Origin of the sequence: Aquisalimonas asiatica (genome assembly GCF_900110585.1) — a bacterium.
GTDB lineage: Bacteria > Pseudomonadota > Gammaproteobacteria > Nitrococcales > Aquisalimonadaceae > Aquisalimonas > Aquisalimonas asiatica.
Map to the genome: position 1 here is coordinate 543,933 of NZ_FOEG01000002.1, position 24,827 is coordinate 568,759.

22 protein-coding genes are annotated in these 24,827 nt (G+C 66.7%); 11 read left to right on the forward strand and 11 right to left on the reverse strand.

The window, feature by feature from the left end; genetic code table 11:
• Window positions 1-5 precede the first annotated feature (5 nt).
• A complete protein-coding gene (locus tag BMZ02_RS07255) occupies window positions 6-335 on the reverse strand; it encodes a DUF2946 family protein (RefSeq protein WP_091641433.1) in 330 nt (109 codons plus the stop codon).
• A gap of 291 nt (window positions 336-626) precedes the next feature.
• Here BMZ02_RS07255 and metE point away from each other — a divergent pair, with 291 nt between their 5' ends.
• The 4 genes from metE to BMZ02_RS07275 all read left to right on the forward strand — a co-directional run bounded on the left by metE (window position 627) and on the right by BMZ02_RS07275 (window position 6,802).
• Window positions 627-2,969 carry a 5-methyltetrahydropteroyltriglutamate--homocysteine S-methyltransferase gene (gene metE / locus BMZ02_RS07260; RefSeq protein ID WP_091641436.1) on the forward strand — a complete coding sequence of 781 codons (2,343 nt, stop codon included), beginning with the start codon at window positions 627-629 and terminating at the stop codon, window positions 2,967-2,969.
• 39 nt (window positions 2,970-3,008) lie between these two features.
• Window positions 3,009-3,398, forward strand: coding sequence for a hypothetical protein (locus tag BMZ02_RS07265; RefSeq protein ID WP_091641439.1), 390 nt, complete (start codon window positions 3,009-3,011; stop codon window positions 3,396-3,398).
• A gap of 163 nt (window positions 3,399-3,561) precedes the next feature.
• Window positions 3,562-4,155 carry a Spy/CpxP family protein refolding chaperone gene (locus BMZ02_RS07270; RefSeq protein ID WP_216110736.1) on the forward strand — a complete coding sequence of 198 codons (594 nt, stop codon included), beginning with the start codon at window positions 3,562-3,564 and terminating at the stop codon, window positions 4,153-4,155.
• Window positions 4,156-4,417: 262 nt separating this feature from the next.
• Window positions 4,418-6,802 (forward strand): heavy metal translocating P-type ATPase, encoded by a 2,385-nt coding sequence (locus tag BMZ02_RS07275; protein ID WP_091641442.1) that lies wholly within the window; start codon window positions 4,418-4,420, stop codon window positions 6,800-6,802.
• A 136-nt stretch (window positions 6,803-6,938) separates the two neighbouring features.
• Here the strand turns inward: BMZ02_RS07275 and BMZ02_RS07280 are convergent, their stop codons facing one another.
• Window positions 6,939-7,979, reverse strand: coding sequence for a hypothetical protein (locus BMZ02_RS07280; protein ID WP_091641445.1), 1,041 nt, complete (start codon window positions 7,977-7,979; stop codon window positions 6,939-6,941).
• A gap of 219 nt (window positions 7,980-8,198) precedes the next feature.
• Here BMZ02_RS07280 and cueR point away from each other — a divergent pair, with 219 nt between their 5' ends.
• From cueR to BMZ02_RS07305, 5 genes are all read left to right on the forward strand, one after another.
• Window positions 8,199-8,621 carry a Cu(I)-responsive transcriptional regulator gene (cueR, locus tag BMZ02_RS07285; RefSeq protein ID WP_091641448.1) on the forward strand — a complete coding sequence of 141 codons (423 nt, stop codon included), beginning with the start codon at window positions 8,199-8,201 and terminating at the stop codon, window positions 8,619-8,621.
• A gap of 679 nt (window positions 8,622-9,300) precedes the next feature.
• Window positions 9,301-9,501, forward strand: coding sequence for a DUF2933 domain-containing protein (locus tag BMZ02_RS07290; protein WP_091641451.1), 201 nt, complete (start codon window positions 9,301-9,303; stop codon window positions 9,499-9,501).
• Between the two features lie 55 nt (window positions 9,502-9,556).
• Window positions 9,557-12,073, forward strand: a complete 2,517-nt coding sequence (locus BMZ02_RS07295; protein WP_091641454.1) for a heavy metal translocating P-type ATPase — start codon at window positions 9,557-9,559, stop codon at window positions 12,071-12,073.
• Between the two features lie 28 nt (window positions 12,074-12,101).
• Complete coding sequence (locus BMZ02_RS07300) at window positions 12,102-12,539, forward strand: DUF411 domain-containing protein (RefSeq protein ID WP_091641457.1); 438 nt, start codon at window positions 12,102-12,104, stop codon at window positions 12,537-12,539.
• An 8-nt stretch (window positions 12,540-12,547) separates the two neighbouring features.
• Window positions 12,548-13,177, forward strand: a complete 630-nt coding sequence (locus tag BMZ02_RS07305; protein ID WP_139209169.1) for a hypothetical protein — start codon at window positions 12,548-12,550, stop codon at window positions 13,175-13,177.
• A gap of 24 nt (window positions 13,178-13,201) precedes the next feature.
• Here the strand turns inward: BMZ02_RS07305 and BMZ02_RS07310 are convergent, their stop codons facing one another.
• Both BMZ02_RS07310 and BMZ02_RS07315 read right to left on the reverse strand, forming a co-directional pair.
• Window positions 13,202-14,656 carry a GntP family permease gene (locus BMZ02_RS07310; RefSeq protein ID WP_091641463.1) on the reverse strand — a complete coding sequence of 485 codons (1,455 nt, stop codon included), beginning with the start codon at window positions 14,654-14,656 and terminating at the stop codon, window positions 13,202-13,204.
• Window positions 14,653-15,735 (reverse strand): patatin-like phospholipase family protein, encoded by a 1,083-nt coding sequence (locus BMZ02_RS07315; RefSeq protein WP_091641465.1) that lies wholly within the window; start codon window positions 15,733-15,735, stop codon window positions 14,653-14,655. Before BMZ02_RS07315 ends, BMZ02_RS07310 begins: the two co-directional genes overlap by 4 nt.
• A gap of 134 nt (window positions 15,736-15,869) precedes the next feature.
• Between BMZ02_RS07315 and BMZ02_RS07320 the strand changes: the two genes are divergently transcribed.
• Both BMZ02_RS07320 and BMZ02_RS07325 read left to right on the forward strand, forming a co-directional pair.
• The gene (locus BMZ02_RS07320; protein ID WP_171909844.1) at window positions 15,870-16,595 is read left to right on the forward strand and encodes an AzlC family ABC transporter permease; all 726 of its coding nucleotides are present in this window, start codon (window positions 15,870-15,872) and stop codon (window positions 16,593-16,595) included.
• A complete protein-coding gene (locus BMZ02_RS07325) occupies window positions 16,592-16,918 on the forward strand; it encodes an AzlD domain-containing protein (RefSeq protein WP_091641470.1) in 327 nt (108 codons plus the stop codon). Before BMZ02_RS07320 ends, BMZ02_RS07325 begins: the two co-directional genes overlap by 4 nt.
• Window positions 16,919-16,950: 32 nt before the next feature.
• On the opposite strand, the gene BMZ02_RS07330 is transcribed toward BMZ02_RS07325, so the two are convergent.
• From BMZ02_RS07330 to BMZ02_RS07360, 7 genes are all read right to left on the reverse strand, one after another.
• Window positions 16,951-18,915, reverse strand: a complete 1,965-nt coding sequence (locus BMZ02_RS07330) for a sigma-54-dependent Fis family transcriptional regulator (RefSeq protein WP_091641473.1) — start codon at window positions 18,913-18,915, stop codon at window positions 16,951-16,953.
• Window positions 18,916-19,140: 225 nt separating this feature from the next.
• Window positions 19,141-19,689 carry a rhodanese-like domain-containing protein gene (locus BMZ02_RS07335; RefSeq protein WP_139209170.1) on the reverse strand — a complete coding sequence of 183 codons (549 nt, stop codon included), beginning with the start codon at window positions 19,687-19,689 and terminating at the stop codon, window positions 19,141-19,143.
• Between the two features lie 20 nt (window positions 19,690-19,709).
• Complete coding sequence (locus tag BMZ02_RS07340) at window positions 19,710-20,645, reverse strand: quinoprotein relay system zinc metallohydrolase 1 (RefSeq protein WP_091641477.1); 936 nt, start codon at window positions 20,643-20,645, stop codon at window positions 19,710-19,712.
• On the reverse strand, window positions 20,642-21,400 hold the full coding sequence (locus tag BMZ02_RS07345; RefSeq protein ID WP_091641479.1) for a quinoprotein dehydrogenase-associated SoxYZ-like carrier: 759 nt from the start codon (window positions 21,398-21,400) through the stop codon (window positions 20,642-20,644). The genes BMZ02_RS07340 and BMZ02_RS07345 overlap by 4 nt, the downstream gene beginning before the upstream one ends.
• Window positions 21,401-21,439: 39 nt before the next feature.
• Window positions 21,440-22,447 carry a substrate-binding periplasmic protein gene (locus BMZ02_RS07350; protein WP_171909845.1) on the reverse strand — a complete coding sequence of 336 codons (1,008 nt, stop codon included), beginning with the start codon at window positions 22,445-22,447 and terminating at the stop codon, window positions 21,440-21,442.
• Window positions 22,437-22,883, reverse strand: coding sequence for a cytochrome c-550 PedF (pedF, locus tag BMZ02_RS07355; protein ID WP_091641485.1), 447 nt, complete (start codon window positions 22,881-22,883; stop codon window positions 22,437-22,439). Before pedF ends, BMZ02_RS07350 begins: the two co-directional genes overlap by 11 nt.
• A gap of 63 nt (window positions 22,884-22,946) precedes the next feature.
• The gene (locus BMZ02_RS07360; RefSeq protein ID WP_091641487.1) at window positions 22,947-24,755 is read right to left on the reverse strand and encodes a PQQ-dependent methanol/ethanol family dehydrogenase; all 1,809 of its coding nucleotides are present in this window, start codon (window positions 24,753-24,755) and stop codon (window positions 22,947-22,949) included.
• Between the last annotated feature and the right edge of the window lie 72 nt (window positions 24,756-24,827).

Sequence of the window (24,827 nt, forward strand, 5' to 3'; positions counted from 1 at the left end):
CACGTTCAAACGCGGTGTCTGGGAGGTCTCAGAAGGGTGTCGATGCGCTGATGGGGATGCCCCGGCAAAGCACCGGCGAAGTGCTCGCCACTGGGCTCGATCTCGGTACTGGCCATGGGCGCTGGCGCGGCACCGGAGCAGGACCCGCAGAGCCCGCACTGGCCCGCGTGGTCGTGGTGATCGTGGGTGCTGCCCTCATGCTCATGATCCGCATGAGCTGACTCGGCCGCGTGCCCGTGCGCACCGTGCAGATCGGGCGCATGCGCATGCACCGCCCCCCCGAGGAGCAGTTGCAGGATCAGAACAATGATGACGATCCAGCGGGCGCGATGCATAGCGTTACAAGGTACGCTTTAGATCGAGTCCAGACAATCGCTAAGCCGAACTGTCGATCCCCGACCGACCCTCCCCGTTTACCTGCGGACCCTGCGCCTGCGCGTCTGATCCTTCTGGACGAAGAGGAGCACTGGATGGCGGCTCACCCCGCAGCAGGCCGGCAGCGGCAGAACCGGCACTCAACATGAGATGAATTCACAATCTAAAACAAGAATTACCATTTTTGTTCATGTTTATATCGGTCTAGAGTGCCCTCTTCATGAACGGAATCAGCAAAAGGAGCACAGACCATGAGCACGATTCACAATATCGGATTCCCGCGCATCGGCGAGAAGCGTGAGCTGAAGTTCGCCCTGGAAGCCTACTGGCGGGGCGACGACGACGGCCGGGCGCTGGACGAGACAGTGGCCGGGCTGCAGCGTCACAACCTGATCACCCAGCACCAGGCCGGACTGGACTGGCTGCCCGTGGGCGACTTCTCGCTCTATGACCACGTGCTCGACACCAGCTTCCTGGTGGGCCACCTGCCGGCGCGGGTCCGTGACGGCACCGCCGCCAGCGAGCGCGACCAGTATTTCCGTCTGGCACGCGGTCGGGCCCCCAGCGGCAGCCCGGTGGCCGCCGCGGAGATGACCAAGTGGTTCGATACCAACTACCACTACATCGTCCCGGAGCTGGAGGCGGACACGCACTTCTCCCTGAACCCGGAGCCGTTGCTGCAGGCCATCGGCACCGCCCGGGAGCTGGGCGTGCCGTACAAGCCGGTGATCCTCGGCCCGGTGAGTTACCTGGCCCTGAGCAAGGCGCGGGACAACGGCGCCGACGCCCTGGAGCTGCTCGACACGCTGCTGCCGGTCTACCGCGAGCTGCTGGAGACCCTCGGCAAGGCCGGCGCCCAGTGGGTGCAGATCGACGAGCCCGTTCTCGCCACGGACCTGCCCGACGCCTGGCGTGACGCCGTGGCGCGCACGTACGCACAGCTGCACCACGCCGACCACCGGCCATCGCTGCTGCTCACCGTCTACTTCGGCCCCCTGCGCGACAACCTGGACACGGTGCTTGGCCTGCCGGTGGACGGGCTGCACGTGGACGCCGTGCGCGGCGCCGACGAAGTGGAGACGATCCACCGGCGGTGGCCCCGGGAGCGGGTGCTCTCGCTGGGCGTAATCGACGGCCGCAACGTCTGGCGCGCCGACCTGGAAGCGCTGCTGGACGGGCTGGAGCCCCTCCACGAGGCGCGGGGGGACGGCCTGTGGCTGGCGCCGTCGTGCTCGCTGCTGCATGTGCCGGTCACCCTGCGTCACGAGACGGACCTGGATCCGACGCTGCGCAGCTGGCTGGCGTTTGCCACCGAGAAGCTGGATGAACTCGCCACTCTGGGCACCGCCCTGAACCGGGGCCGCGGCGCCGTCGCCGACGCACTCACCGAGAGCACCCGCATCCACAACGAACGGCGGGGTGCCGGGAGCGTGGTCCGCGCGGACGTGCGCGAGCGCGTGACCGGTCTTGGCGCGGAACCGTTCCAGCGGGCCAGCGCGTACCCGGACCGCGCCGAGGTCCAGCGGCGGCGCTTCGACCTGCCGCTACTGCCCACCACCACCATCGGCTCCTTCCCGCAGACGGCGGAGATCCGGCGCACGCGCAGCCAGTACCGCCAGGGCCGCATCGACGCCGCCACCTACGACACCTTCCTGCGCGAGCAGATCGCCCACGCCATCCACGAGCAGGAAGCCGTCGGCCTGGATGTGCTGGTGCACGGCGAGGCGGAGCGCAACGACATGGTGGAGTACTTCGGCGAACAGCTCGACGGCTACGCGTTTACGCACTTCGGCTGGGTGCAGTCGTTCGGCAGCCGCTGCGTCAAACCGCCGGTGATCTACGGCGACGTGGCACGCCCCGGGCCCATGACCGTGGCATGGAGCCGCTACGCGCAGTCACTCACCCGGCGCCCGGTCAAGGGCATGCTCACCGGGCCGGTCACCATGCTGCAGTGGGCGTTCGTGCGGGACGACCAGCCGCGCCGCGATACCGCATTCCAGATTGCCCTGGCGCTGCGTGACGAGGTGGCCGACCTGGAGGCGGCGGGGATCGGCATGATCCAGGTGGACGAACCCGCCTTCCGCGAGGGCCTGCCCCTGCGGGCGGACGAACGCCCCGCGTACCTGGAGTGGGCGGTGGGCGCGTTCCGGCTCGCCACCGCCGGCGTACGCGACGACACACAGATCCACACCCACATGTGCTACTCGGAGTTCAACGACATCATCGAGTCCATCACCGCCATGGATGCGGACGTGATCACCATCGAGACGTCGCGCTCGGATATGGAGCTGCTGGAGGCGTTCACGGACTACCGCTACCCCAACGAGATCGGCCCCGGCGTGTACGACATCCACAGCCCCAACCAGCCCGCCACCGCGGACATGGTACGGCTTATGCGCACAGCCGCGGAGCGCATCCCGGTGGAGCGGTTATGGGTGAACCCGGACTGCGGTCTGAAGACGCGCAGCTGGGAGGACGTGCGCCCCGCCCTGCAGAACATGGTGGCGGCCGCCCAGGAGTTACGCGGGGGCATCGCGCAGGGCGATGCAGCAGACTTGACGCGCGTCAAGTCGCATTCGGGTCAACCGGGGTAGTGTGATCCGCATCCCCTGATGGGCTCGTGGACACACGCCATGCAACCGCAGCCAGCCAACGCCATCACCGGACGGACCAAGCCGGGAACCGTGCGTTCCTGGCTGCGGTTGCTGCTGATCCTGTTGACGCTGCTCCCGGCCACGTTGGTGCTCGCGGCACCCGCCCCCGTCCACCTGGCCGCGTCGAACAGCGTGCCGGAGACGCCCGTCTGTGACCACGCGGAACATCACGCACAGGCACCTGCCGCGGTCAACGACAACCGGGGACGGCAGCTGCCACCAACCGGTGACGGCGACCCCCCGAGGCCCCACCCGGGCGCGCTGCTCAGTCTGCTGCCGCCCGCTCAAGCCATGGCTGCAGAGGCGCCAGCCCCCCAGGCCTTACCCCCTGTCGCGGTCTACCTGCTCACGCAACGCCTGCGTGTGTGATCCCGCACATCTCCTGTAGCACCGCGCCACACGGCGCCCGCTTGCCATTGTTCACGAGGTGAGCAGTGCCGCCCCGATCGACCGGGGCGCGTTTCTCCGGCGCCAACAGGACCGACTGGGGGCGTCCTCAACCAGAGGCTGAACCCGCCTCAGGAGTTTTGAAATGACGATGAATCGCACGTACAAGGCAGCACTCGGCCTGGCCCTGCTCGTCGGAGCAGGCAGCCTCGGCATCGCCGGTGCCCAGAGCATGATGGGCGGCGGCATGCACGGCGGCGGCCAGGGCGGCATGATGCAGGACTGCCCGATGATGGGCAGTGGCTCCGGCGGTATGCACGGCGGTGGCCAGGGAGGCATGGGCATGATGGGTGGCATGGGCATGTCCGGCAAGGGCATGATGCAGGGGCTGGATATGGATGATGACCAGCGCGAGCAACTGCGTGAGCGCCGCAGCGAACACCGCCATCAGCACTTCGGCCGCATGGCGGAGATGATGGACCTGCGCGAGGAAATGCACGCCCTCATGCACAGCGACCGGCCCGATCCGGACGCCGTGCGCGAACTGCACGGCCGCATGGCCGATCTCCACGGCGACATGATGGCCGATCGCATCCGCCTGCGGAACGACATGCAGGACATGCTCACCGACGAGCAGCGGGAGCAGATGCGCGGGCGCATGCAGCAGCGGCGCGGCGGCATGGGCGGCGAGCGTGGCGGTGATGACGGTGACCATGAGCAGCATCACGGCGGCTCATAGTCGATGAAGGGCGTTGTAGGAGCGGCGCGAGCCGCGACCATGTGTCGCGCTGTGCTGGAACGGTCGCGGCTTGCGCCGCTCCTGCAACTGCGTGTGGACAGTCGCGGCTGAAGCCGCTTCTGCGACCGAATGAATCCCAAGTGGCACCAACACCCGCACGCGGCTACAGGCGTCGGGAACCCAGCGCATGCCCCCCTATTGACCTTCCAATTATTGGAAGGTTTAAGCTCCATCCATCCATACAGCCACAGCGGTTCACACCATGGGCGTACACACCACATCGACCACCGGACGCGACACCAACCTCGCGACCAACGGCCACCCCCGGACCGAGCGGGTGGAACTCGCCGTCGGCGGCATGAACTGCGGCGGCTGCGTCAGCAGCGTGGAGCGCCGACTCCACCAGGTGCCCGGCGTGGAGAGCGCCACCGTGAATCTGGCCACGGGCAAGGCCACCGTCGAGATGGTGGCTGGGGTGGTCACGCCGCAGGACCTGATCACCGCCCTGGGTGAGCGCTACCCGGCCACCACCATCAGCGACGCCGGTGCCCACGCGCGGGAGGCCGGCAGCCGGCACGGCGACGAGGCGGAGCGGCTCAAGCGCTCCCTTTGGGTTGCAGCGCTGTTCACGGCACCGCTGTTCATCCTGGACATGGGGGCCATGCTCATCCCGCCCCTGCACGATGCGCTGCACGCCACCATCGGCCAGCAGAACCTCTACTACCTGTTCTTCCTGCTGGCGAGCGTGGTCCAGTTCGGCCCCGGACTGCAGTTCTACCGCAAGGGCTGGCCCGCACTCATCCACCGCGCGCCGGACATGAACTCCCTGGTGATGATCGGCACCAGCGCCGCCTGGGGCTACTCGGTGGTTGCCACCTTCGCGCCGCAGGTGCTGCCGGCGGGGACGGTGCACGTCTACTTCGAGGCATCGGCGGTCATCATCACGCTGATTGTGTTCGGGCGCTACCTGGAGGCCCTTGCCAAGGGGCGCACCGGCGAGGCCATCCAGCGCCTGCTGAGCCTGCAGGCCAAGACCGCGCGGGTGCAGCGCGACGGGGACACCGTGGAGGTGGGCATCGACCAGGTGGTGGCCGGCGACGTGGTCGTGGTCCGCCCCGGGGAGAAGATCCCGGTGGACGGCGAGATCATCGACGGTAGCTCCTGGATCGACGAGTCCATGGTCACGGGCGAGCCGATCCCCGCGCAGAAGGAGACCGGCAGCGAAGTCATCGGCGGCACCATCAACCGCACCGGCAGCTTCAGCTTCCGCGCCACCAAGGTGGGTGCCGACACGCTGCTGGCGCAGATCGTGCGCATGGTCGAACAGGCCCAGGGCTCCAAGCTGCCCATTCAGGCTCTGGTCGACCGCTTCACCGGGTACTTCGTACCGGCGGTCATGGTGGTGGCGGTGCTGACCTTCACCATCTGGCTGCTCGCCGGACCCGCACCCGCGCTGACCTTCGCGCTGGTGAACGCCGTGGCGGTACTGATCATCGCCTGCCCCTGCGCCATGGGGCTGGCCACCCCCACCTCCATCATGGTCGGGACCGGTAAGGCGGCCGAGATGGGCGTGCTGTTCCGCCGTGGCGAGGCCCTGCAGACCCTGCGCAACGCGGACACCATCGCCCTGGACAAGACCGGCACGCTGACCCGTGGCCGCCCGGAGCTCACGGATCTGGAGCTCGCCGCCGGGTTTGACCGCTCCGAGGTCCTGGCCCTGATCGCCTCGGCGGAGCAGCGCTCGGAACACCCCATCGGCGAGGCGCTGGTGGCGGCCGCCCGTGAGTCCGGTGCCAGGCTGCAGGAACCGCAGGTGTTCCACGCCGACCCCGGGCGCGGCATCACCGCACAGGTCGATGGGCGGACGGTGCAGATCGGCTCGGCACGGTTCATGGAGGAGCTCGGGCTGGCTCCCGAGGCGTTCAGCGACACCGGCATGCGGCTCGCGGACGAGGGCAAGACACCCCTGTACGCCGCGATCGACGGCCGCCTCGCCGCCGTCATCGCCGTGGCCGACCCCATCAAGGCGTCCACACCGGCGGCGATCCGGGCGCTGCACGCGGAAGGTCTGCGGGTGGCCATGATCACCGGGGACAACCAGCGCACGGCTGCAGCCATCGCCCGGCGCCTGGGCATCGACGAGGTGGTGGCGGACGTGCTGCCCGCCGGGAAAGTGGACGCCATCAAGACGCTCCAGGCCGACGGCGCCCGGGTTGCCTTCGTGGGTGACGGCATCAACGACGCCCCGGCCCTGGCCCAGGCGGAGGTGGGGATCGCCATCGGCACCGGCACGGACATCGCCATCGAGTCCGCGGAGGTGGTGCTGATCTCCGGCGACCTGCGCAACGTGCCCAACGCCATCGCCCTGTCCCGGGCCACCATCCGCAACATCAAGCAGAACCTGTTCTGGGCGTTTGCCTACAACACCAGCCTGATTCCGGTGGCGGCGGGGGTGCTGTATCCGGCCCTCGGCCTGCTGCTGTCACCCATGTTCGCGGCCTTCGCCATGGCCGCGTCCAGTGTCTGTGTGCTGTCCAACGCCCTGCGGCTGAAGCGTTTCCACCCGCCGATGGCGGGGGGCAGCGACAGCGACGGACACGTCACCTCCAGCGCGCCCTCGCGCGCGGTTCAAACCGGGAGGCCGTGAAACGGACAGTCAGGACGCGCGCTGGTGCGGGCAAGTGGTCCGCATCTGGCCCGAGCGGAATCCCTCGGGCCAGGCCGGAATGACGTCCCGCGGTGCGGGCGCGTCATAAGCTGATCACAAGCCCGGCTCGCCACCATCACTGGTCGAGGAGCTGGCTCAGAAGGTCGTAATCGACGCCGATGAGTTGACCGCTTCCGCTGTCGTACAGAGAGAACTCACCGCAGCCCGGACTCGCATCCGCGAGGTCCGCTTCGTACTCGCTGTCACCGGCCATCATCGTCACAAGGCCTCTGTCCGCGTCCTGCCCCGGCGCAAGCGGCCCACTGTCGCACGTGCCATCGAAGAACTGCTGCTTACCGGCTTGATCGGTGGTCACCGCACCGTCCATGAATGGCGACGCGAGTTCCATGTCGATGACGCTGTCTACGTCCGTACCGATGTGCAAGTTCCGCAGGATGGCGTGAACCTCGTCGCCACCCCCCAGATCGGGAAGCCGGACGTCAAGGGCGATGGCAATGTAACTCTCGACGCCATCCTCACCCGGCTCGCTCCCCACGTGCACATTCCCCCTGTGATCCTCACCATCGATGATGACCTGGAGGGGATCGTCGTCGCTGGGTTCCGGTTGTGCCCACTCCATCTCGAAGTCTTCGTAGGTCGTGACGCCGACGCGCTTCTCGTGCTGCGAGTCCGTCTCGGTGACCTGGGTCACCTCGCCATGGAAACGCACAGCCACGTCTCGCTGGCTGAGCATTTCGACGCAATAGCCGTCATCCTCGTCGGTGGTCCAGGTGGACGTGACCTCCTTCGTGCCGTCATCCCCGAACGACGCCTCGTCCTCCACCTCGACCGAACCGTTTGGCTGGCCTACGCAGTCCCCCTCTACGGTCTCGCTCCCGTTCGATCTGTTCTGCTGCGTCACTTCCTCGAACGAATCGATGGCCGTCTCAAGGAGATAGGCGAAGTAGGCGAAATCCATCGCCAGCGCCGCGTCGTCACCGTCCGTCAGATCTGCGGTGTCCTGCAATTCGACCTCGCCGTCATAGACCTCCTGGGCGCGAACAATGTCCAGATCAATCTCGTCGCCCCCGTTGCTGCTGCTACCTCCGTTGAAACACCCCGTCGTCCCGAGCGCGATTGCCAGGATCCCCGCTGTCGTTATGCTCTTCTTGCGCATACCGCCTCCTAAGCGCCTGTTCCCTTTAGTACTTCCCGTTTATTCCGCGGCCGCAAATTAGCGCGTACGACCTTACGATGGCCTTACAAAGTACGGGAAGCCGACAGCACCCGCGTTCGCATGAACGCGATCACCCCGTTGCCGCACGTGCGAATGACGACGTCGAGCGCCCCCTCGCGAGCGGTGTAACCTGAGGGGTCAGGCGACAAGGAGTGGATCATGAACATCGGTGAAGCAGCCCGCGCATCGGGCATCAGCGCCAAGATGATCCGATACTACGAGAGCGTGGGACTCGTGGGCCCGGCTGTTCGCAGCGACAACGGTTACCGCGTGTACAGCGAAACCGAAGTGCACATGCTGCGCTTCATCAGGCGTGCCCGGGATCTGGGGTTTTCCACAGCGCAGATCGAGCAGCTCGTGCGCCTGTGGCGGGATCAGGGCCGCTCGAGCGCCGAGGTCAAGCGCGTGGCGCAGGAGCACATCGACGAGCTGCAGCAGAAGATCACCGAACTCGAAGCGATGAAACGCACCCTGGAACATCTGGCGCAGCACTGCCACGGCGATCAGCGCCCCGACTGCCCCATCATCGACGACCTGGCGGGCGACCCGGCGGCGCGGCATGGAGCGAGTGGTGACAACTAATCCGATCTTGATCCGGATCAATTGCCTGCTTGCTCCCATTGCTATCCTGTGGACAGTACACCCCTGACCGTCACGGACACACCTGATGCAGACGCAGCAACCCAATGGCACCCTGGAGGGAGGCGTACCGGCCCGGTGCTCCTGGCTGTTGCTGGTGCTGCTGATACTGCTGCCGGTCACCGTCGCACTGGCGAGTCCGGCGCCGGCTCAGGCGCTTTCCGGTCAGTACGCGTCGGACGTGCACCCGCACGGACCTTCCGACACGCCCGTGTGCCATCACCACGGCCATCACGGCAACGCATCCGCCCTGGTCAGTGACATTCGTGACCTGGAGTTGCCAACGCCCGGTGATGGCTTTACAGCAGTTGCAGCTCAGTGCCCCGCCCAGCCTCACCCGACCCTGCACGGTTTGCCCGGCACGGCGACGGCCGACACACACCGACCACCCCTCCCAACCTATTTGCGGACCCGGCGTCTGCGCCTTTGATTCACCAGCCTACTGCAGTAATGCGCCTGACGGCGCCGCTTCCCTTTAGCGGGAGATTGAACCAATGCATTCCGTGACCATGAACAGCATCGCAGCAGCTCGTAGTCGGCAGGCCACGCAGGAGCGGCGTGACACCCGGGAGCGGAGCGATACTCGCTCCGGCGCCAGCCGCCATGCAAGGAGGATCTGCACATGTGGACGCGCATCACGCAACGCCTGGGGACACCTCTGACGGTGGTCCTGATCGCCGGTCTCGCCCTCGTCGGCGGAAGCCTGGCAGCGAACCACTGGGAACACATCGTCGGCTTCGCCCCGTTCCTGCTGCTCGCCGGCTGCCTGATCATGCACCTGTTCATGCACCGCCACGGCGGGGGGCACGGACATGACCGGTAGCCCAAATCGCCCCCACATGCATTTCAAATCTCATCAATCACAGGACTACGTGTCGATGACTGAAAACGCCACAAGACTCGACAGCAGGAACAGCACCGCCGAGGGCGCACTGGTCGTCCCGGGCATGGGCTCGGATCACTGCGCCGGCATCGTCCGGGCCGCGCTGGAGCGCCTGGACGGGGTGCAGTCGGTGAGCACCAACATCGCCAACCACCGGGTGAGCGTGCGCTACGACACCAGCGCCACCGATGCCGACGGGCTGCGCGATGCCGTGGAGGCCGCCGGCTACGACGTGGCCCGGGTGGACGCCGGTGGCGACAGCACGGTCATCAAACTGGTGGTCCCGGGCATGGGCTCGGATCACTGCGCCGGCATCGTGCGCGCCGCCATCGAGCGCGTGGAGGGCGTCGACGGCATCCGCACCAACATCGCGGACCACCGCGTCACCGTCACCACTGCTGCCAACGGGCCGGACGGCGAAGCACTGCGCGCCGCCGTGGAAGGTGCCGGCTACGATGTCGCCGCCGTCGAGACCGAAGGCGAGGACGAGCACGCCGACGACGCCGCCATCGACGAGGCCTACGTGAAGCAGGCCTGGCGGCGGCTGTGGATTGCCATGATCCCGACCACGGCGATCATGGTGCTGATGATGCCCCACATGTTCTGGCAGCCGATCCCGGGGTATCTCCTCATCGTCGCCGTGCTGGCCTTCCCGGTGGTCTTCCTCGCCGGCGGCGCGGCCACCCACCGCTCGGCGTGGCGCTCGCTCAAGTCCGGGCACCTGAATATGGACGTGCTCATCTCCATGGGCAGTCTGCCGCCCTATTTCATCGGCCTGGTGGGCTTCGTCTACCCCATGACCTCGTTCATGGAGATGGCGGCCACCATCATGGCCTTTCACATGCTCGGGCGCTATCTGGAGCACCGCGCCAAGGGCCAGGCCTCGTCGGCCATCCGCAAGCTGCTGGACATGGGCGCGAAGACGGCCCGGGTGGAGCGCGACGGCGAGGACGTGGAGGTCCCGGTGAAGGAGCTGCGCGCCGGCGACGTGATGATCGTGCGCCCCGGCGAGAAGGTGCCCACCGACGGCGAGGTGGTCGAGGGTGAGAGCACCGTGGACGAGTCCATCGCCACCGGCGAGTCCGTGCCCGTGGAGAAGGGGGTGGGCACCACCGTACTGGGCGCGACCATCAACCAGCAGGGGCTGCTCAAGGTGCGTGCCACACGGGTGGGCAAGGATACCTTCCTGTCGCAGGTGATCCGCCTGGTGGAAGAGGCCCAGGGCTCGCGGGTGCCGGTGCAGGAACTGGCCGACCGCATCACCGCCCGGTTCGTGCCGGCGGTGCTGGGCATCGCGGCGCTCTCCTTCCTGGTCTGGCTTGCCTTCAGCGGCACGCTTGAGCCCATCCTGCTGTGGGGCGAAGGCTTCCTGCCCTGGGTGGACGCCACCCAGCCGCCCATCGTCCTGGCGATCCTCGCCGCCATCGCGGTGCTGGTCATCGCCTGCCCCTGCGCCCTGGGGCTGGCCACGCCCACGGCGCTGATGGTGGGCTCGGGCATGGGCGCCGAGCGCGGTGTGCTGATCCGCTCCGGCGCAGCGATCCAGAGCCTCAAGGACATCAAGGCCATCGTGCTGGACAAGACCGGCACCATCACCCGGGGCGAGCCGGCCCTGACCGATGCCCTGCCCGCCGCGGGCTTCACGGAGGAACAGGTGCTGGCTGCAGCCGCCGCCGTGGAAGCCGGCTCCGCCCACCCGCTGGCCGATGCCATCGTCCAGGGCGCGAAAGAGCGTGGGCTGGAGGTGGGCAAGGTCACCGGGTTCCAGTCCCACACCGCCCGCGGCGTGGAGGCGCAACTCGACGGCGAGCGCGTGTTCGTGGGCAGCCGCCGGCTGCTCACCGAGCAAGGCATGGATGTCACCGCCCTGGAAGAGCAGCTCACCGAACTCGAGCACGCGGGCAAGACGGCCATGCTGGTGGCCATCGGTGACCGGCCCGCCGGCATCGTGGCGGTGGCCGACACCATCAAGGACGACTCCGCGGCGGCCATCGCGGAGCTCCACCGCCTGGGCATCGCCTGCGTCATGGTCACCGGCGACAACGAGCGCACCGCCCGGGCCGTGGCCCGGGAGGTGGGGCTCGACGAGGTCCAGGCGGGCGTCCTGCCCGAAGGCAAGGTGGACGCCATCCGCGAGCTCCAGCAGCGCTACGGCGAGCACGTGGCCATGGTGGGTGACGGCATCAACGACGCCCCGGCGCTCAAGCAGGCCAACGTGGGCATTGCCATCGGCGCCGGCGCCGATGTGGCCATCGAGGCGGCGGACGTCACGCTGGTCAGCGGCGAGCTCACCAAGGTGGTGGAGGCCGTGGAGCTCTCACGGCTGACGTTCCGCAAGATCGTGCAGAACATGTTCTGGGCCTGGGGCTACAACGTGGCCGCCATCCCCATCGCCGCCGTGGGGCTGCTGCACCCGATGATCGGCGTCATCGCCATGACGGCAAGCTCGCTGTCGGTGATCGGCAACTCGGTGCTTCTCAAGCGGGCACGGCTCGGCGGCAAGATCTCCTGAATCCGTTATTTCTCAAGAGGATACAACCATGAATCATCACACCCTGCGACGCCTGGCCGTAACCGCCGTCCTGATGCTGCCCGGCGCCGCCCTGGCCACCACGGCCACGGTCCACAAGACGCCCACCTGCGGTTGCTGCGATGTCTACGTTGAATACCTGGAGGATCAGGGATTCGATGTGGAGGTTGTGGATCACGACACCATGAACCCCATCTTCCGGGAGCTGGGCATTGACCGGACAATGGCCAGCTGTCATACAGTCGATATCGGCCCTTACACGGTCATCGGACACATGCCGGCTGAGGTGATCGAGCAGCTGCTGGACGAGCGCCCTCCGATCCGCGGCATTACCCTCCCGGGCATGCCCGTCGGCTCCCCCGGTATGCCCGGAGAGCAGCAGGAGCCGTGGACCGTCTACCGGATCACCGCCGCCGACAGTGAGCCGCAGGTGTACACGCAGTACTGACACGACGAATGACGACCATCGGGCCGGCGACAACAGGACCGATCCGCGCATGGAGCTGCGGCGGCCGGCGTATTGCCGGGTTGGCGCTGGTGCTTCTGATTGCATGCGTACCGGCCGGCGCCAACAAGACGCCGGGCCCCTGGACGCTCACCGGCCTGGTGGGTCAGTACGACGACAGCCGCTTTCTGGAGATCCTGGCGCTGGAAGGCGGCCATCGGCGCGCCTCCTATCTCGGAGCAGCCATCCTTGCCCGGGATCTCGGCCAATGGCCCGGCCCCGTGGCCTGGGAAGGGGAACTGCAGGCCGTGCGGCATTGGGGCAAGCAGTCCCTGTGGGAGAGCAACGTCGCGGTGACCGTGCGCTGGAACCACTTTCCCTGGGACGACTGGGTGGATACCAGTGCCGCATTCGGACAGGGTGTGTCCTTCGCCTCCAGGCGGCCACCACTGGAGAAAGAAAACGACAGTGAGTCCCGCCGCATGCTGCACTACATGCACGCGGAGCTGGCGTTCAGCCCGCCCGGGAACCAGCGCCTGAGCCTGGTGGCGCGCGTGCACCACCGCTCCGGCATGTTCGGCGTCTACGGCGTCTCGGGCGGCTCGAACTTCCTCACCACCGGGCTGCGGTACCGGTTCTAGCCTGACCGGCGGGCGGGCGGGGCATCAGAACGTCCCCACAAACGTGCCGGTCATGATCAGGAACACCAGGGCGATGATCGGCACCAGCACGCCCACCACGGCAATATCCAGGTACGCCTGGCGGTGGGTGAGCCCGCAGATGGAGAGCAGTGTGATCACGGCACCGTTGTGCGGCAGTGCATCCAGCCCGCCCGTGGCTACGGCCGTGACCCGGTGCAGAAGCTCGGGTGCGATGCCGGCCGCCTGCCCCATGGCGAGATAGGTATCCCCGAGCGTCGCCAGCGCGATGCTCATGCCGCCGGAGGCGGAGCCGGTCATGCCGGCCAGCAGATTCACCGCGATGGCCAGTGAGATCAGCGGGTTGTCGCCGCCGACGGTGGTCACCCAGGCGCTGATCATGTCGAAGGCGGTGAGCGAAGCGATCACCGAACCGAACCCCACCAGGCTGGCGGTATTGAAGATGGGCAGCAGCGATGCGTTGGCACCACCGTCCAGAGTGCGCGTCAGCGCGGCGAGCCGGCGCCAGTTCAACGCCACCAGCACCAGGCTCGCGATCACCAGCGCCGAGACCACGGACCACAGCCCGCGCACCGATTCGATGGTGGTGGCGCCGTAGACGGGATCCGCCAGGTAGTCGGTCTCCATGGCCGGGATGATCACCGCGGTAAACAACAGGTTCAGGGCGATCACCAGGACAATCGGTAGCACAGCCAGGGTCAGCGGTGGCAGATCCCGCGGCGGCGCCTCCGGGGGGATCTCCGCCACGTCAAAGCCCTCGCCGGCGGCGCGCTCCCGCAGCGTGCGGTCCACCGACGGTTGCGCCTCATCCGCATGGCTGCCGTAACCCTCCCCGGCGCGCCGCGCCTTGCCGGCACGGTAGTTCAGCCACGCCTGCCCCAGCACCAGCATCACCAGCCCGGTGAGAATGCCGAGCCCCGGTGCGGCAAACGGAGACGTGCCGAAATACGGCATGGGAATGGCATTCTGGATGGCCGGCGTCCCCGGCAGCGCGGTCATGGTGAAGGTGAAGGCGCCCAGGGCGATGGTGCCGGGAATGAGCCGCTTGGGCAGATCGGCCTGACGGAACAGCGCCGCGGCGATGGGGTAGACGGCGAAGGCCACGACAAACAGCGACACGCCGCCGTAGGTCATGACGGCGCAGGCGAGCACCACCGCGAGAATGGCGCGGCCATCGCCCAGCCGCGCCACCAGCGCCCGGGCCAGCGCCTCGGCACTGCCGGAGTCTTCCATAAGCTTGCCGAAGATCGCTCCCAGGAGAAACAGGGGGAAGAAGCGCACGATAAAATCGCCGGCCGACCCCATGAACACCTGGGTGTAGCTGGCGAGCAGCGGCGTCTCCACCGATACCAGCGCCACGAACGCGGCCAGTGCCGGCGCCAGGATCAGCAGGCTGAGCCCGCGGTAGGCCAGCACGATGAGCAGCGCCAGCGAAACGACGATGGCCAGTATGCCGATCACGAGTCGCCCCCCTTCGACGCGTCGCGAACCTCGTCGTGCATGACCGGGCGGAAGGAGTCCTGGAAGAGCTGGTCCAGGTCGAAGGTGGCCCGCTCGCCGATGTCATCGAAGTGCTCGGTCAACCAGTGGTCGGCCCAGGCACGCCCCTTGTCGAACAGGGTTGTCAGGAACGACCACTCGGCGTTCAGTTTGCTGGACGCGCCCAGGGTCTCCACTTCCTTCTCGGCGTGAATCAGGTGCAGGCGCATGGCGCGATAGCTCTCGAGCTTGAGCCCTTCGGCGTCGATGAGCTGCTGCAGCAGATGAATGGAGCGCAGCTCCTTCACCAGGCTGGAGTTGAAGGTGATCTCGTTGAGGCGGTTGAGAATATCGCGCCCGCCGAGCGGCAATGTCTCGCGCACCAGCGGGTTGATCTGCACCACCACCAGATCGCGACAGCCCTGGTCCTCCACCAGCGGGTAGAGTGCCGGGTTGCCGGTGTAGCCGCCGTCCCAGTAGGCCTCGCCGTCGATGGTGACCGCATCGTACATGAACGGCAGACAGGCCGACGCCATGACCGCGTCGGCGGTCAACCCGGGCTGGCGGAAGATGTGCGGGCGGCCGGTGCGCACGTTGGTGGCCGTGACAAACACCTTGGTCTTGCTGCAGTGGTTCACCCGCTCGAAGTCCACCTGCCGGGTGACCAGATCCCGCAGCGGATTGACACCCAGGGGGTTGAGCATGGCGGGCGGCACCATCTGGGTGATGTGCTCGAACCACAGATACCCCGGTGAACGATCCAGGCCGTAATTGCCCGTGAGCCAGTCCAGCGGCGTGCGTTGCAGGGGCGAGAACAGCGCCGCCTGGCTCACGGCGCGCCAGAATGCCGCCAGCGCCTCGCGGGCACCGTCGCGGCCATCGCGCTCCAGACCGTCGGCCAGCACCACGGCGTTCATGGCCCCGGCGCTGGTGCCGCTGACGCCATCGATCTCCAGCCGCTCGTCTTCCAGCAGCCGGTCCAGCACGCCCCATGTGAGCGCGCCATGGGAACCGCCCCCCTGCAGGGCCAGATCGATCAGTTTGCGATCACGCGTTGCCATGAACCTCTCCTCGATAAATGCTGCATCGCAATATAGCCCAATCACGGCATCGCCGTCAGCTTATGCCCTCTCCCGTAACGGATGTCCGGTTGTTTATACTTCCGAGCTTTCCCCTTCCAATGCAAAGGACCGGCATGGAACAACCTACGACAACTGCTCAGGCGGCTCTCGCCGGCGCACGCGCATCCAGCCCCGTTACCATTGCCTATGCCGGTATCGGCCTGGCGGCCGGCGTCGTCGGCGCCGAAGCCGGACTAAGTGCGGCGGAGGTGGGCGTGCTGTCGCTGTTGCTGTTCGCCGGATCGGCGCAGTTCGTGTTCGCGGACCTCTACGCCGGCGCCCTGGTCACGCTGGTGGGAACGGTGTTCCTGGTGAACCTCCGCCACCTGCTCTATGCCACCGCACTGTCGCCGCGCGTGCAGCACCTGCCCCTGAGTGCACGCGTGGTCATCGGTGCACAGCTCACGGACGAAACCTTTGCCCTGGGCACCAGCCTCATGGGCCAGCGGCTGCAGTACGCAGCCTGGATGATCGCGCTCAACGTCACCGCCTACAGCGCCTGGGTTACCGGCAACGTGGCCGGCGCCCTGCTGGGTGCCCTGGCGGGCGCCATCGAGGCCATCGGGCTGGAATTCGCGCTGGCGGGCATGTTTGCCGCGCTCCTGGTGGGACAGATCCGCGCCGGCGGGCGCATGGGCATCCGCTGCGCGGTGGCCGGTCTCGCCGGGGTGATCATCATTGCCCTGGACAGCTGGCAGCCCCATCCGCTCAACCTGATGCTCACCACGGTGGTTGCGGCCAGTGCCGGCGTGCTCATCGAGCAGGCGGCGGGGCGACGTCGCAGCGAGGAGGCAGCATGAGCCTGCGCCCGGAGGTCCTTCTGGCCATCGCCCTGTGTGTGGTGGTCACGGTGATCCCGCGCATTCTGCCGCTGGCTCTGGCGCGCCGCATGCGCCTGCCGCCACTGGTGGAGGCGTGGCTCACCTACGTGCCGGTGGCCGTGATCGCGGCACTGCTGGTGGATCAGGTGCTGCTGGTGGGCGATGACCCGGGCATCACGTGGTCGTGGCCACACGTCAGCGCCGGGGTCACCGTGGTGGCCATTGCCGCCGCGAGCCGCAGCATCACCCTGACGGTCGTGGGCGGGGTGGTCGTCTTCAGCCTCGCCCAGGCGCTGGTCTGACGCCCCTCGCCGCGGAACCCAGCCAGCCCACGTCAGCGCTCGTCCTGCTGAATCCCGTGCCGACGCATCTTCCGGTACAGGGTGTTGCGACTCATTCCGAGGGCTGCGGCGGTCTTGCTGACGTTCCAGCGATGCAGCTCCAGCGATTCGATGAGAGCGTCCCGCTCGGCCGACACCAGGGCTGATTCCTCGCGCGCGGAGGCAGTGCCTTTCAGCGACCTCAGCTCAAGCGCACCAAGCTCGGCACTGAGATCATCCACCCGGATGATCTGATCATCACATAGCGCCAGCGCCGTGCGCAGGACGTTCCGCAGCTGTCGCAGATTACCCGGCCAGTCACAGGCCATGATCCGCCGCATGGCCTCATCCTCGACAACGACCCCTTCCCCCCCTTCCTCGGCGAGCACTGCGCGAACAAGTTCCCGGCGATCAAGACGGTCTCTCAGTGCGGGCAACGCAACCTCCAGCCCGTTCAGTCGGTAGTAGAGGTCCTGCCGGAACCGGCCATCGGCGACCCGTTCCATCAGATCGCAGTGCGTTGCACTGATGAGGTTAAGGTCCACCTGAATAGGCACCTCACCCCCGAGCGGGACCACTTCCTGCTCTTCAAGCACCCGCAACAGCCGCGTCTGCAGATCCAGCGGCATGTCCCCGATTTCGTCGAGAAACAGCGTCCCGCCATCGGCCTGCAACACCTTGCCTTTCATGCCGCCTTTACGGGCCCCGGTAAACGCGCCGGGTTGATACCCGAACAACTCGCTCTCGATGAGGTTCTCGGGTATGGCGGCGCAGTTCACGGCCACGAACGGCCCCTCAGACCACGCGCAGGCACCATGCAGAGCGCGGGCGAACACTTCCTTGCCCGTTCCCGTCTCGCCACGCAGGAGCACCGGAATGCCACGGCCGACAACACGCCGCGCTCGCTCGACCTGCCGCTGCATGGACGGATCATGGCCGGCCAGCGCCTCAAGGCTCGGGCGGCGTTGCCCACGCGGCTTGCTGCGCACCACCTGCTCCGCCCTGTGCACCCGATCACCCGGCACCCCCTGCTGATCGCCGTACTCAAGCGTGGCGAAATAGCGCGTCCCCCGTTTGACACAACGCACCGGCCAGTAAGGCATGTGACGTCGACGGGCGTGCTCCGGCAGGTTTGCGGGTTCGATATCAAGGACCTGGTCGATACGCTGCCCCACCAGATCCGAGCGATGCGCGAGGCCCAGGTATGCAACGGCATTGGGATCAGCCGCGAGGATCTTTCCGTCACCGTCCAGTGCCATGGCTGCGTCGTTGATGAGTCCCACATACTCCGGACGGCTGTGGAAGCGCAGAATCATGCCTTCCGGGAAGCTCGCCACGAAACGGCACTTGGAGATGAGCTGGGCCGACATGGTGACCAGCGCCAGCGTGTGCAGCTGGCTCTCCGGGGTGTCCCTGGCATTGACCGACGAGGCGTCCAGCACCGCGAACAGCTCCCCGTGTGCATCCAGAATCGGTGCGCCGGAGCAGCTCAGCATATTGTGACGGTTCCGGAAGTGCTGGTCGCGGTGGACAGTCACCGGGCGACGCTCGGCGATGCAGGTACCAACACCGTTGGTACCCTCGTTCGCCTCGCTCCAGATCGCGCCACGCCACAATCCCGCTGACTGGAACGTGCGCTTGAGCGTGGGGTCTCCCACGTAATCCAGTATCAGCCCGTCTGCATCAGTGAGCAGCAACGCATACCCGGAGCCGGCAATCTGCTGATACAGCGCGTGCATCTCGGCGCGCGCCAGTTGCACGAACTCACCGTATCGGTCCACGCGCTCGTTCAGCCGCTGCTGCTCCACTACGGCGGGACCGGATCGGGTGGATCGATCGATCCGGTAGTCATCCCAGCACCGCCCCCAGGAACGGACAATGATCGACTCATTGACCGCCTTCGGCTCGCTCAGAGACGCACCGCTTCGTTCTGCATCACCGCTCCGGGCGCTCGTCCTCCGCTCCACGGTCTGCCCCATGGCCCCTCCTCCTTGTACGGACTCTTACGGTCCTGTGATCGCTATTGCGACTGACGGGCGATAGACAACGCCCGTCTTTGACGCTAGCAGCGTCGTTATTTCGTGTCATCAACCAGTTACTGCTTCCCTCCAGAAACCGGCACGCGCCGGTTTCTTTCCACCCCCACACCGTGCTCGTACAGGTACGCAAGCGGCGTCACGGGGTCGCCAGACGCGCTCATCCTCCTACTCCATCAAGGGCGTACGCACCTCGGTGTCGCCACCCAGCCCGCCCCAGTCGTCCACACCACCCGGGTACCAGTACACGGCCTCATGCCCGCTACGGGCAATGCGCCGCGCAGCGTTCCAGCCCATCCAGCAGTTGGTCACGCAGAACACCACTACCGGCCGCGCCCCCTCACGCGATCGGACCCGTTCTTCAAGCAGCCGCTCCAGCCTGTCCGCGACGCGGGCATCCAGCCGCGGATGCCCGGCGTTGGGCAACCACGCACTTCCGGGGAGGGAGACGCGCGGCGCGCCCGGCGGCAACCCCATGACGTGCACGGGGTGACCGGGCTCGATCCGCGGCATCACATCCAGGAGCAGGGGGTCCTGGCCCTGGATCAGATCCGTCAGCGCAGCGGCATCCAGCACCGTCGCTTCCGGATGCCAGTCCGGGAGCGGTGCGCGGAAGCGCGCCTCTCGATACCCGTGGTCATTGATGAAATCCAGTTCCCGGACACGGTCTTCGCCCGTCGCCGGCATCGCGATCAATGCCACGAGAAACCCGCTCACCAAAACAGCCGCCGCGGACCTCAATCCGCCTCCATGGGTTCGAACAGGTTGCGGCGGCGCGCATCGTAGAGGTGGGCCACGGACCGCTTGTATTCCGCTTCGACCACAGCCAATGAACGGAACGCCTCCGGGATGGCCAGCTCCATGACTTCCGCGGCGTGCAGGCCGGCCTCGGCCGCCTCATCGAGATGCCGATCCAGCCACTGCAGATACGCGCGGGTCTGGCGGATCGGCCTGGCATCGTTGGCCACCGGTCCGTGCCCCGGGACCAGCGTCCGGAAGTCGACCCCCTCCAGGCGATCCAGCTCCGCGATCCACGCGTCGAGATCGGCATGGGGTGTCGTCGGCGCCCGGTCATGGAAAACCACGTCACCGGCAAACAGCACTCCGGATGTCCGGTCAAAGATCACCAGGTCGGCAGCAACCTCCCCGCTGTGCCCGCCAGCGGCGATGTACTCAAGTTCCCGGTCGCCGAAGCGGTCGACATCCGGGCTGGCCTCCTGGTCGGGCACCAACGGCTCTGTACCCTGCATGGCGCCGCCCACCATCCGGTACATGTTGTCCGTCAGCGCATCGCCGTCACGCTCAATGGCATCGATGGTATGGGGCAGCGCGATGATGGGAACGTCCTCGAAAGCGAGGTTGCCGAGGAAGTGATCCGGGTGGTGGTGCGTAATGTAGACCGCCACCACCGGCTCCGCAGTGACATCGCGTATGGCACCGCGCATGGCCTCACCGTAACGGAGCGAAGGCCCGGTATCGATGACGATCACGCCGGCCCCTGTCGTCAGGAAGCCCGTGTTGACGATGTCACCCTGGTTTTCACGGGTGAAGTGTTCCCGAGCCCCTTCAATGACCCACACACCGTCAGCCACCTCGCGGGGTTGCAGATCGTAGGCGTTCGCACTTCCGATACAGCACACCAGCGCGAACAAGGGCATCCAGGGCCGGCTCATCGCAAGGCTCCCGCGAAACGATTGCCGTTGTTGTCCCGGCCGCTGACGCGCACCACGCCCTGGCCGGGGATCTCCAGCGTGATCTCCGGATTCTCGGCCATGGAGGCGTCGATCTCCAGGGTGGCCAGGCGTTCGCCGTCTTCCCCGTGAACCCCGATCTCTTCCACGTAGAACAGCGGGATGCCCGGTGCCAGGCCGGTATCCATGGGATGGATCACGGAGAAACTCAGCCGCTGGCGCCCGTCGGCCAACTGCCAGCTCCTGCCGCGCAGGTCACCCAGGCGGTCCTGCCACTCGGGGTTGGCGCTGGCGATACTCGGTGCGGAGCACCCGCCTCCGGCGGCGTCCACCCAGGTGCCGCCCACGTGCCATGTGCCGTCAGCGGTCTGTACGGCCGCGCGCAACGGCGTCGCCTGCTGCACCTTGAACTGGAAGCCGATTGCGGACGCTGCCCGATGGGGCCGCATGTCGACGATACGCGGGATGGGGTTGAGGTCCGCGAACACGAGCAGTCGCTGGATGTCATCAATGCCATCCACGCGAACGAACCCGTGTACCGCGGTGGCGTCTTCCGCACCGGGAGGCGCCATGACCCGGACACGGTCGTCATGCACCACCACGGCATCCGGGAAGAAGCGGTCCTCCATGAGATGCCAGCCCGGCGAGCGGAGCGGGTCGTCACCGGCGAGCGTGGCCGAGGGGGTCCACGCGACACCGAGCACGAGTCCCGCAACGAGTGTACGAACCGCTTTCATGGCGTCACCTCCGGCAAGACGGCAGCGCAGCCTCGTCCATTACAGTAGCCCGGCAGGCACGTGCTTCCGGCACAGCTGCTCGGCATCGAGCCCCTGACGGGTAAGGCCCACCGGGCCATCACCGCCCGACATGGCCTTCAACCCGGATCCACCCGGCGCCACCCAGCGGATGCCGTAGTCGGCGAAGACCTGCTCAAGGGTGCCGTTATCCCGCAGCGCCTGCAGTGCAGCCTCCACCTCGCGGACCAGTTCCGGGTTACCGTCCAGCGCCGCGACACCCACATCCCACTCGCTGCGTACACGGTCCGTCCGGAACAGGTCCGCGAGCGTGCTCATGCCCAGGGCACCGTTAACCTCCGGGAAACTCGCCAGGGCACTCTGCAACTCGCCCCGTGGCGCCATGACGGCACTCACGCTGCCTTCCAGCAGGGACTCCACCGCCAGCGAGACGCTCTTGTGGTTGACCGTGGTCTCGCGTAGACGACCGTCAAACCCGTTGGTCAGAAAGATGTAGCTCAGGGTGTACATCTCCACGCCGATACGGCTGCCCTCGAACGGCTCCGGCGTGTTGACCACGTCGGGCACATCACCGATCTCGTCACGGTCATAGAGCACTGCCATGTCCTCGTGATAGTACGGGGCAAAGAACTGGAACTCCGGGTTGCGGTCGGCGAAGACCGGGTCCACCGGGACGTGCATCATCAGGTCCGGGGCCCGGTCCCGCCTGTCAGGATTGCGCCATTCGTCGTACTCCTGGTCCTCACGCAGCTGCTGGATGTCTGCATCCATGCTGTCGTCGGCGCCGAAGCCCACCAGTTCCGCCTGGAGACCCAGCTCCTGCGCAACAGCCCGCGCAAGGACCGCGTCAACGCCGGTGAGATCGCCATCCCGGGCTTCGCAGGAATACGGTGCAAAGTCGTTGTAGAGCGCAATCTTGATGCGCCCGGACTCCCGTATCTGTTCCATGCGCTCCGCCGAAGCCGGCGCCGCAAGCAGCAGGGCCGACGCCATGACACCCGCGGCAGCTCTATGCCATTTAGCGTCCATAACGTTCCTCCATGGCGTCTTCGTGCATGGTGTCGAGCCAGGACTTGATGGCCCAGATGGCCTCGTCATCCAGCACGCCGTCGAATGCAGGCATACCACGGGCACCGTCGAGCACCTTGCTCATGAAGTACTCATCGTCGAAACCGGGCTCCAGCAGCCGCAGATCCGGGGCAATGCCGCCGGATACACCGCCGAGGCCGTGACAGGCGGCGCAGTTGGCCTGGTAGCCGCGTTCACCGATGCGGATGGCCGTCTCGTAGACATCTCCACCGGCTTCCCTGTAAGGGTTCTCCTGTTTGCGCTCGTCCAGCTCCGGCAACCCCTCCGTTTCAACGGGTTGCGGGTTCACGTCTCCGTGGCCGTACACCACGCCGATCGCGATGGCACCCAGCAGCGCGGCGGCAAATAACGCAAGCGTGTTGGTCGGTCGTGTCATCTCTAGACTCCTCGGGGTCGAGCGGCCACCGGCCCGGCCGGGACCGGTGGCCGGAGCATTCCGTTAGTGGCTTGCCAGGTCAGCGGACTGATGCAGCTTGAAGACCCAGAGCATCCCGCCCTGGGTGATATGCCGGACCAGCGGCCCGATCTCGCCACCCCAGAGCGGCACCGCACCGCCCCAGCCGGAAACCACGGAGAGGTACTGATTGCCGTCCATTTCCCAGGTCGCAGGCTGACCGACGACGCCGGAGCCGGTCTGGAACTGCCACAGGACCTCGCCGGTTTCGTCGTCGTATGCCTTGATGAATCCCTCTGGAGTCCCCGCAAACACCAGCCCCCCGGCGGTCGCCATGGTGCTCGACCACATCGGCGTCGGGTTGGGGACTTCCCACTCGATCTCGCCGGTGCGCGGGTTCATGGCCCGTAACACGCCCACCTTGTCGTCATAGATCGGCTTGATCGTGAAGCCGGCGCCCAGGTAGGCAGCACCGCGCCGGTACGTGACCGGCTCGTTCCAGATCTCCATCTCCCACTCGTTGGCGGGGATATAGAAAAGGCCGGTCCGGGGACTGTAGGACATGTGAGACCAGTTCTTGCCACCGAGGAAGGCGGGCGCCACGGTCACGGACTCGCCCCGGTCCCCGTCCGTTTCAGCCGGATTGCCCGGGCGGTTGCCGGTCTCCACCGGTCGGCCGTCAGAGTCGATGCGATCGGCCCAGGTAATGTTGTCAATGAAAGGCTCTGCAGAGAGCAGTTCGCCGGTTTCACGGTCCAGGACATAGAAGAAGCCGTTGCGGTCCGCCTTGGCACCGGCCTTGACCACCTCCCCGTTCTCGTCCTCGTAATCGAACAGCACCAGTTCGTTGACGCCGTCGTAGTCCCAGTGATCGTTGGGCGTGGTCTGGTAGTGCCAGACAATCTCGCCGGTATCGCCGTCCAGGGCGACCGTCGCGGAGGTGTAGAGGTTGTCGCCGGGACGGGAGTGCGCATTCCAGGGCGCCGGGTTGCCGGTGCCGATGTACACCAGGTTGAGCTCGGGATCGTAGGTGCCACCAAGCCAGGGCGCGCCGCCGCCCTGCTCCCACGTATTGCCTTCCCAGGTCGCGTTCTTCTCCCCGGTCATGCTGTCGGAGCCATCCGGCAGCATGCCCACGTGCCCCTCGACAACGGGACGGCTCCATACCATCTCGCCGGTACGCGGGTCACGCGCCTGAACCTCGCCCACGGCGCCGAACTCACCACCGGAGTTACCGGTGATCAGGAGATCGTTGGCAATCATGGGGGCCGCGGTATAGGAATAGCCTTCGCGGTAGTCGGCGATCTCGTCGCGCCAGCGCACGCGGCCGGTTTCCATGTCCACGGCCACGAGCTGCGCATCCAGCGTGCCGAAGATCACCAGGTCGTCATAAATGGCGGGACCACGGTTGACCACGTCACAGCACGGGGAGATGCCATCCGGGAGCCGGTGCTCGTAGGACCAGATCAGCTCACCGCTCTCGGCGTCGAGAGCCCACATGCGGGAGTAGGAGCCGGTGACAAAGATCTTGCCGTCGTAGACGAGCGTCTGGCTTTCCTGGCCGCGTTGCTGCTCGCCACCGAAGGAGAACGCCCAGGCCGGGGTCAGATCACCCACCGTGTCGCGGTTGATCTGCTCGAGCGTGCTGTAACGCTGGCCGTGGGGCCCCATGCCATAGCTGGTGATACGGTCGTTATGGGCGTGATCGTTGTTGATCATGCTCTGGGTGACACCGTTGGTGCCATCGGCGCCAGCGGTCTCCGCCGCGGCGCAGCCGCTGACGAGGGCCGCGGCGAGAACGAGTGCTGACGACGAACCGCCGGTCACCGCAAGGTCATTCCGCAAAAGCTTCATGGTCGGTACTCCTCCACAATCGGGATACTTTCTTGTCATTGGTACGCCACGTGCGCCTCATTGAGGGGGCGT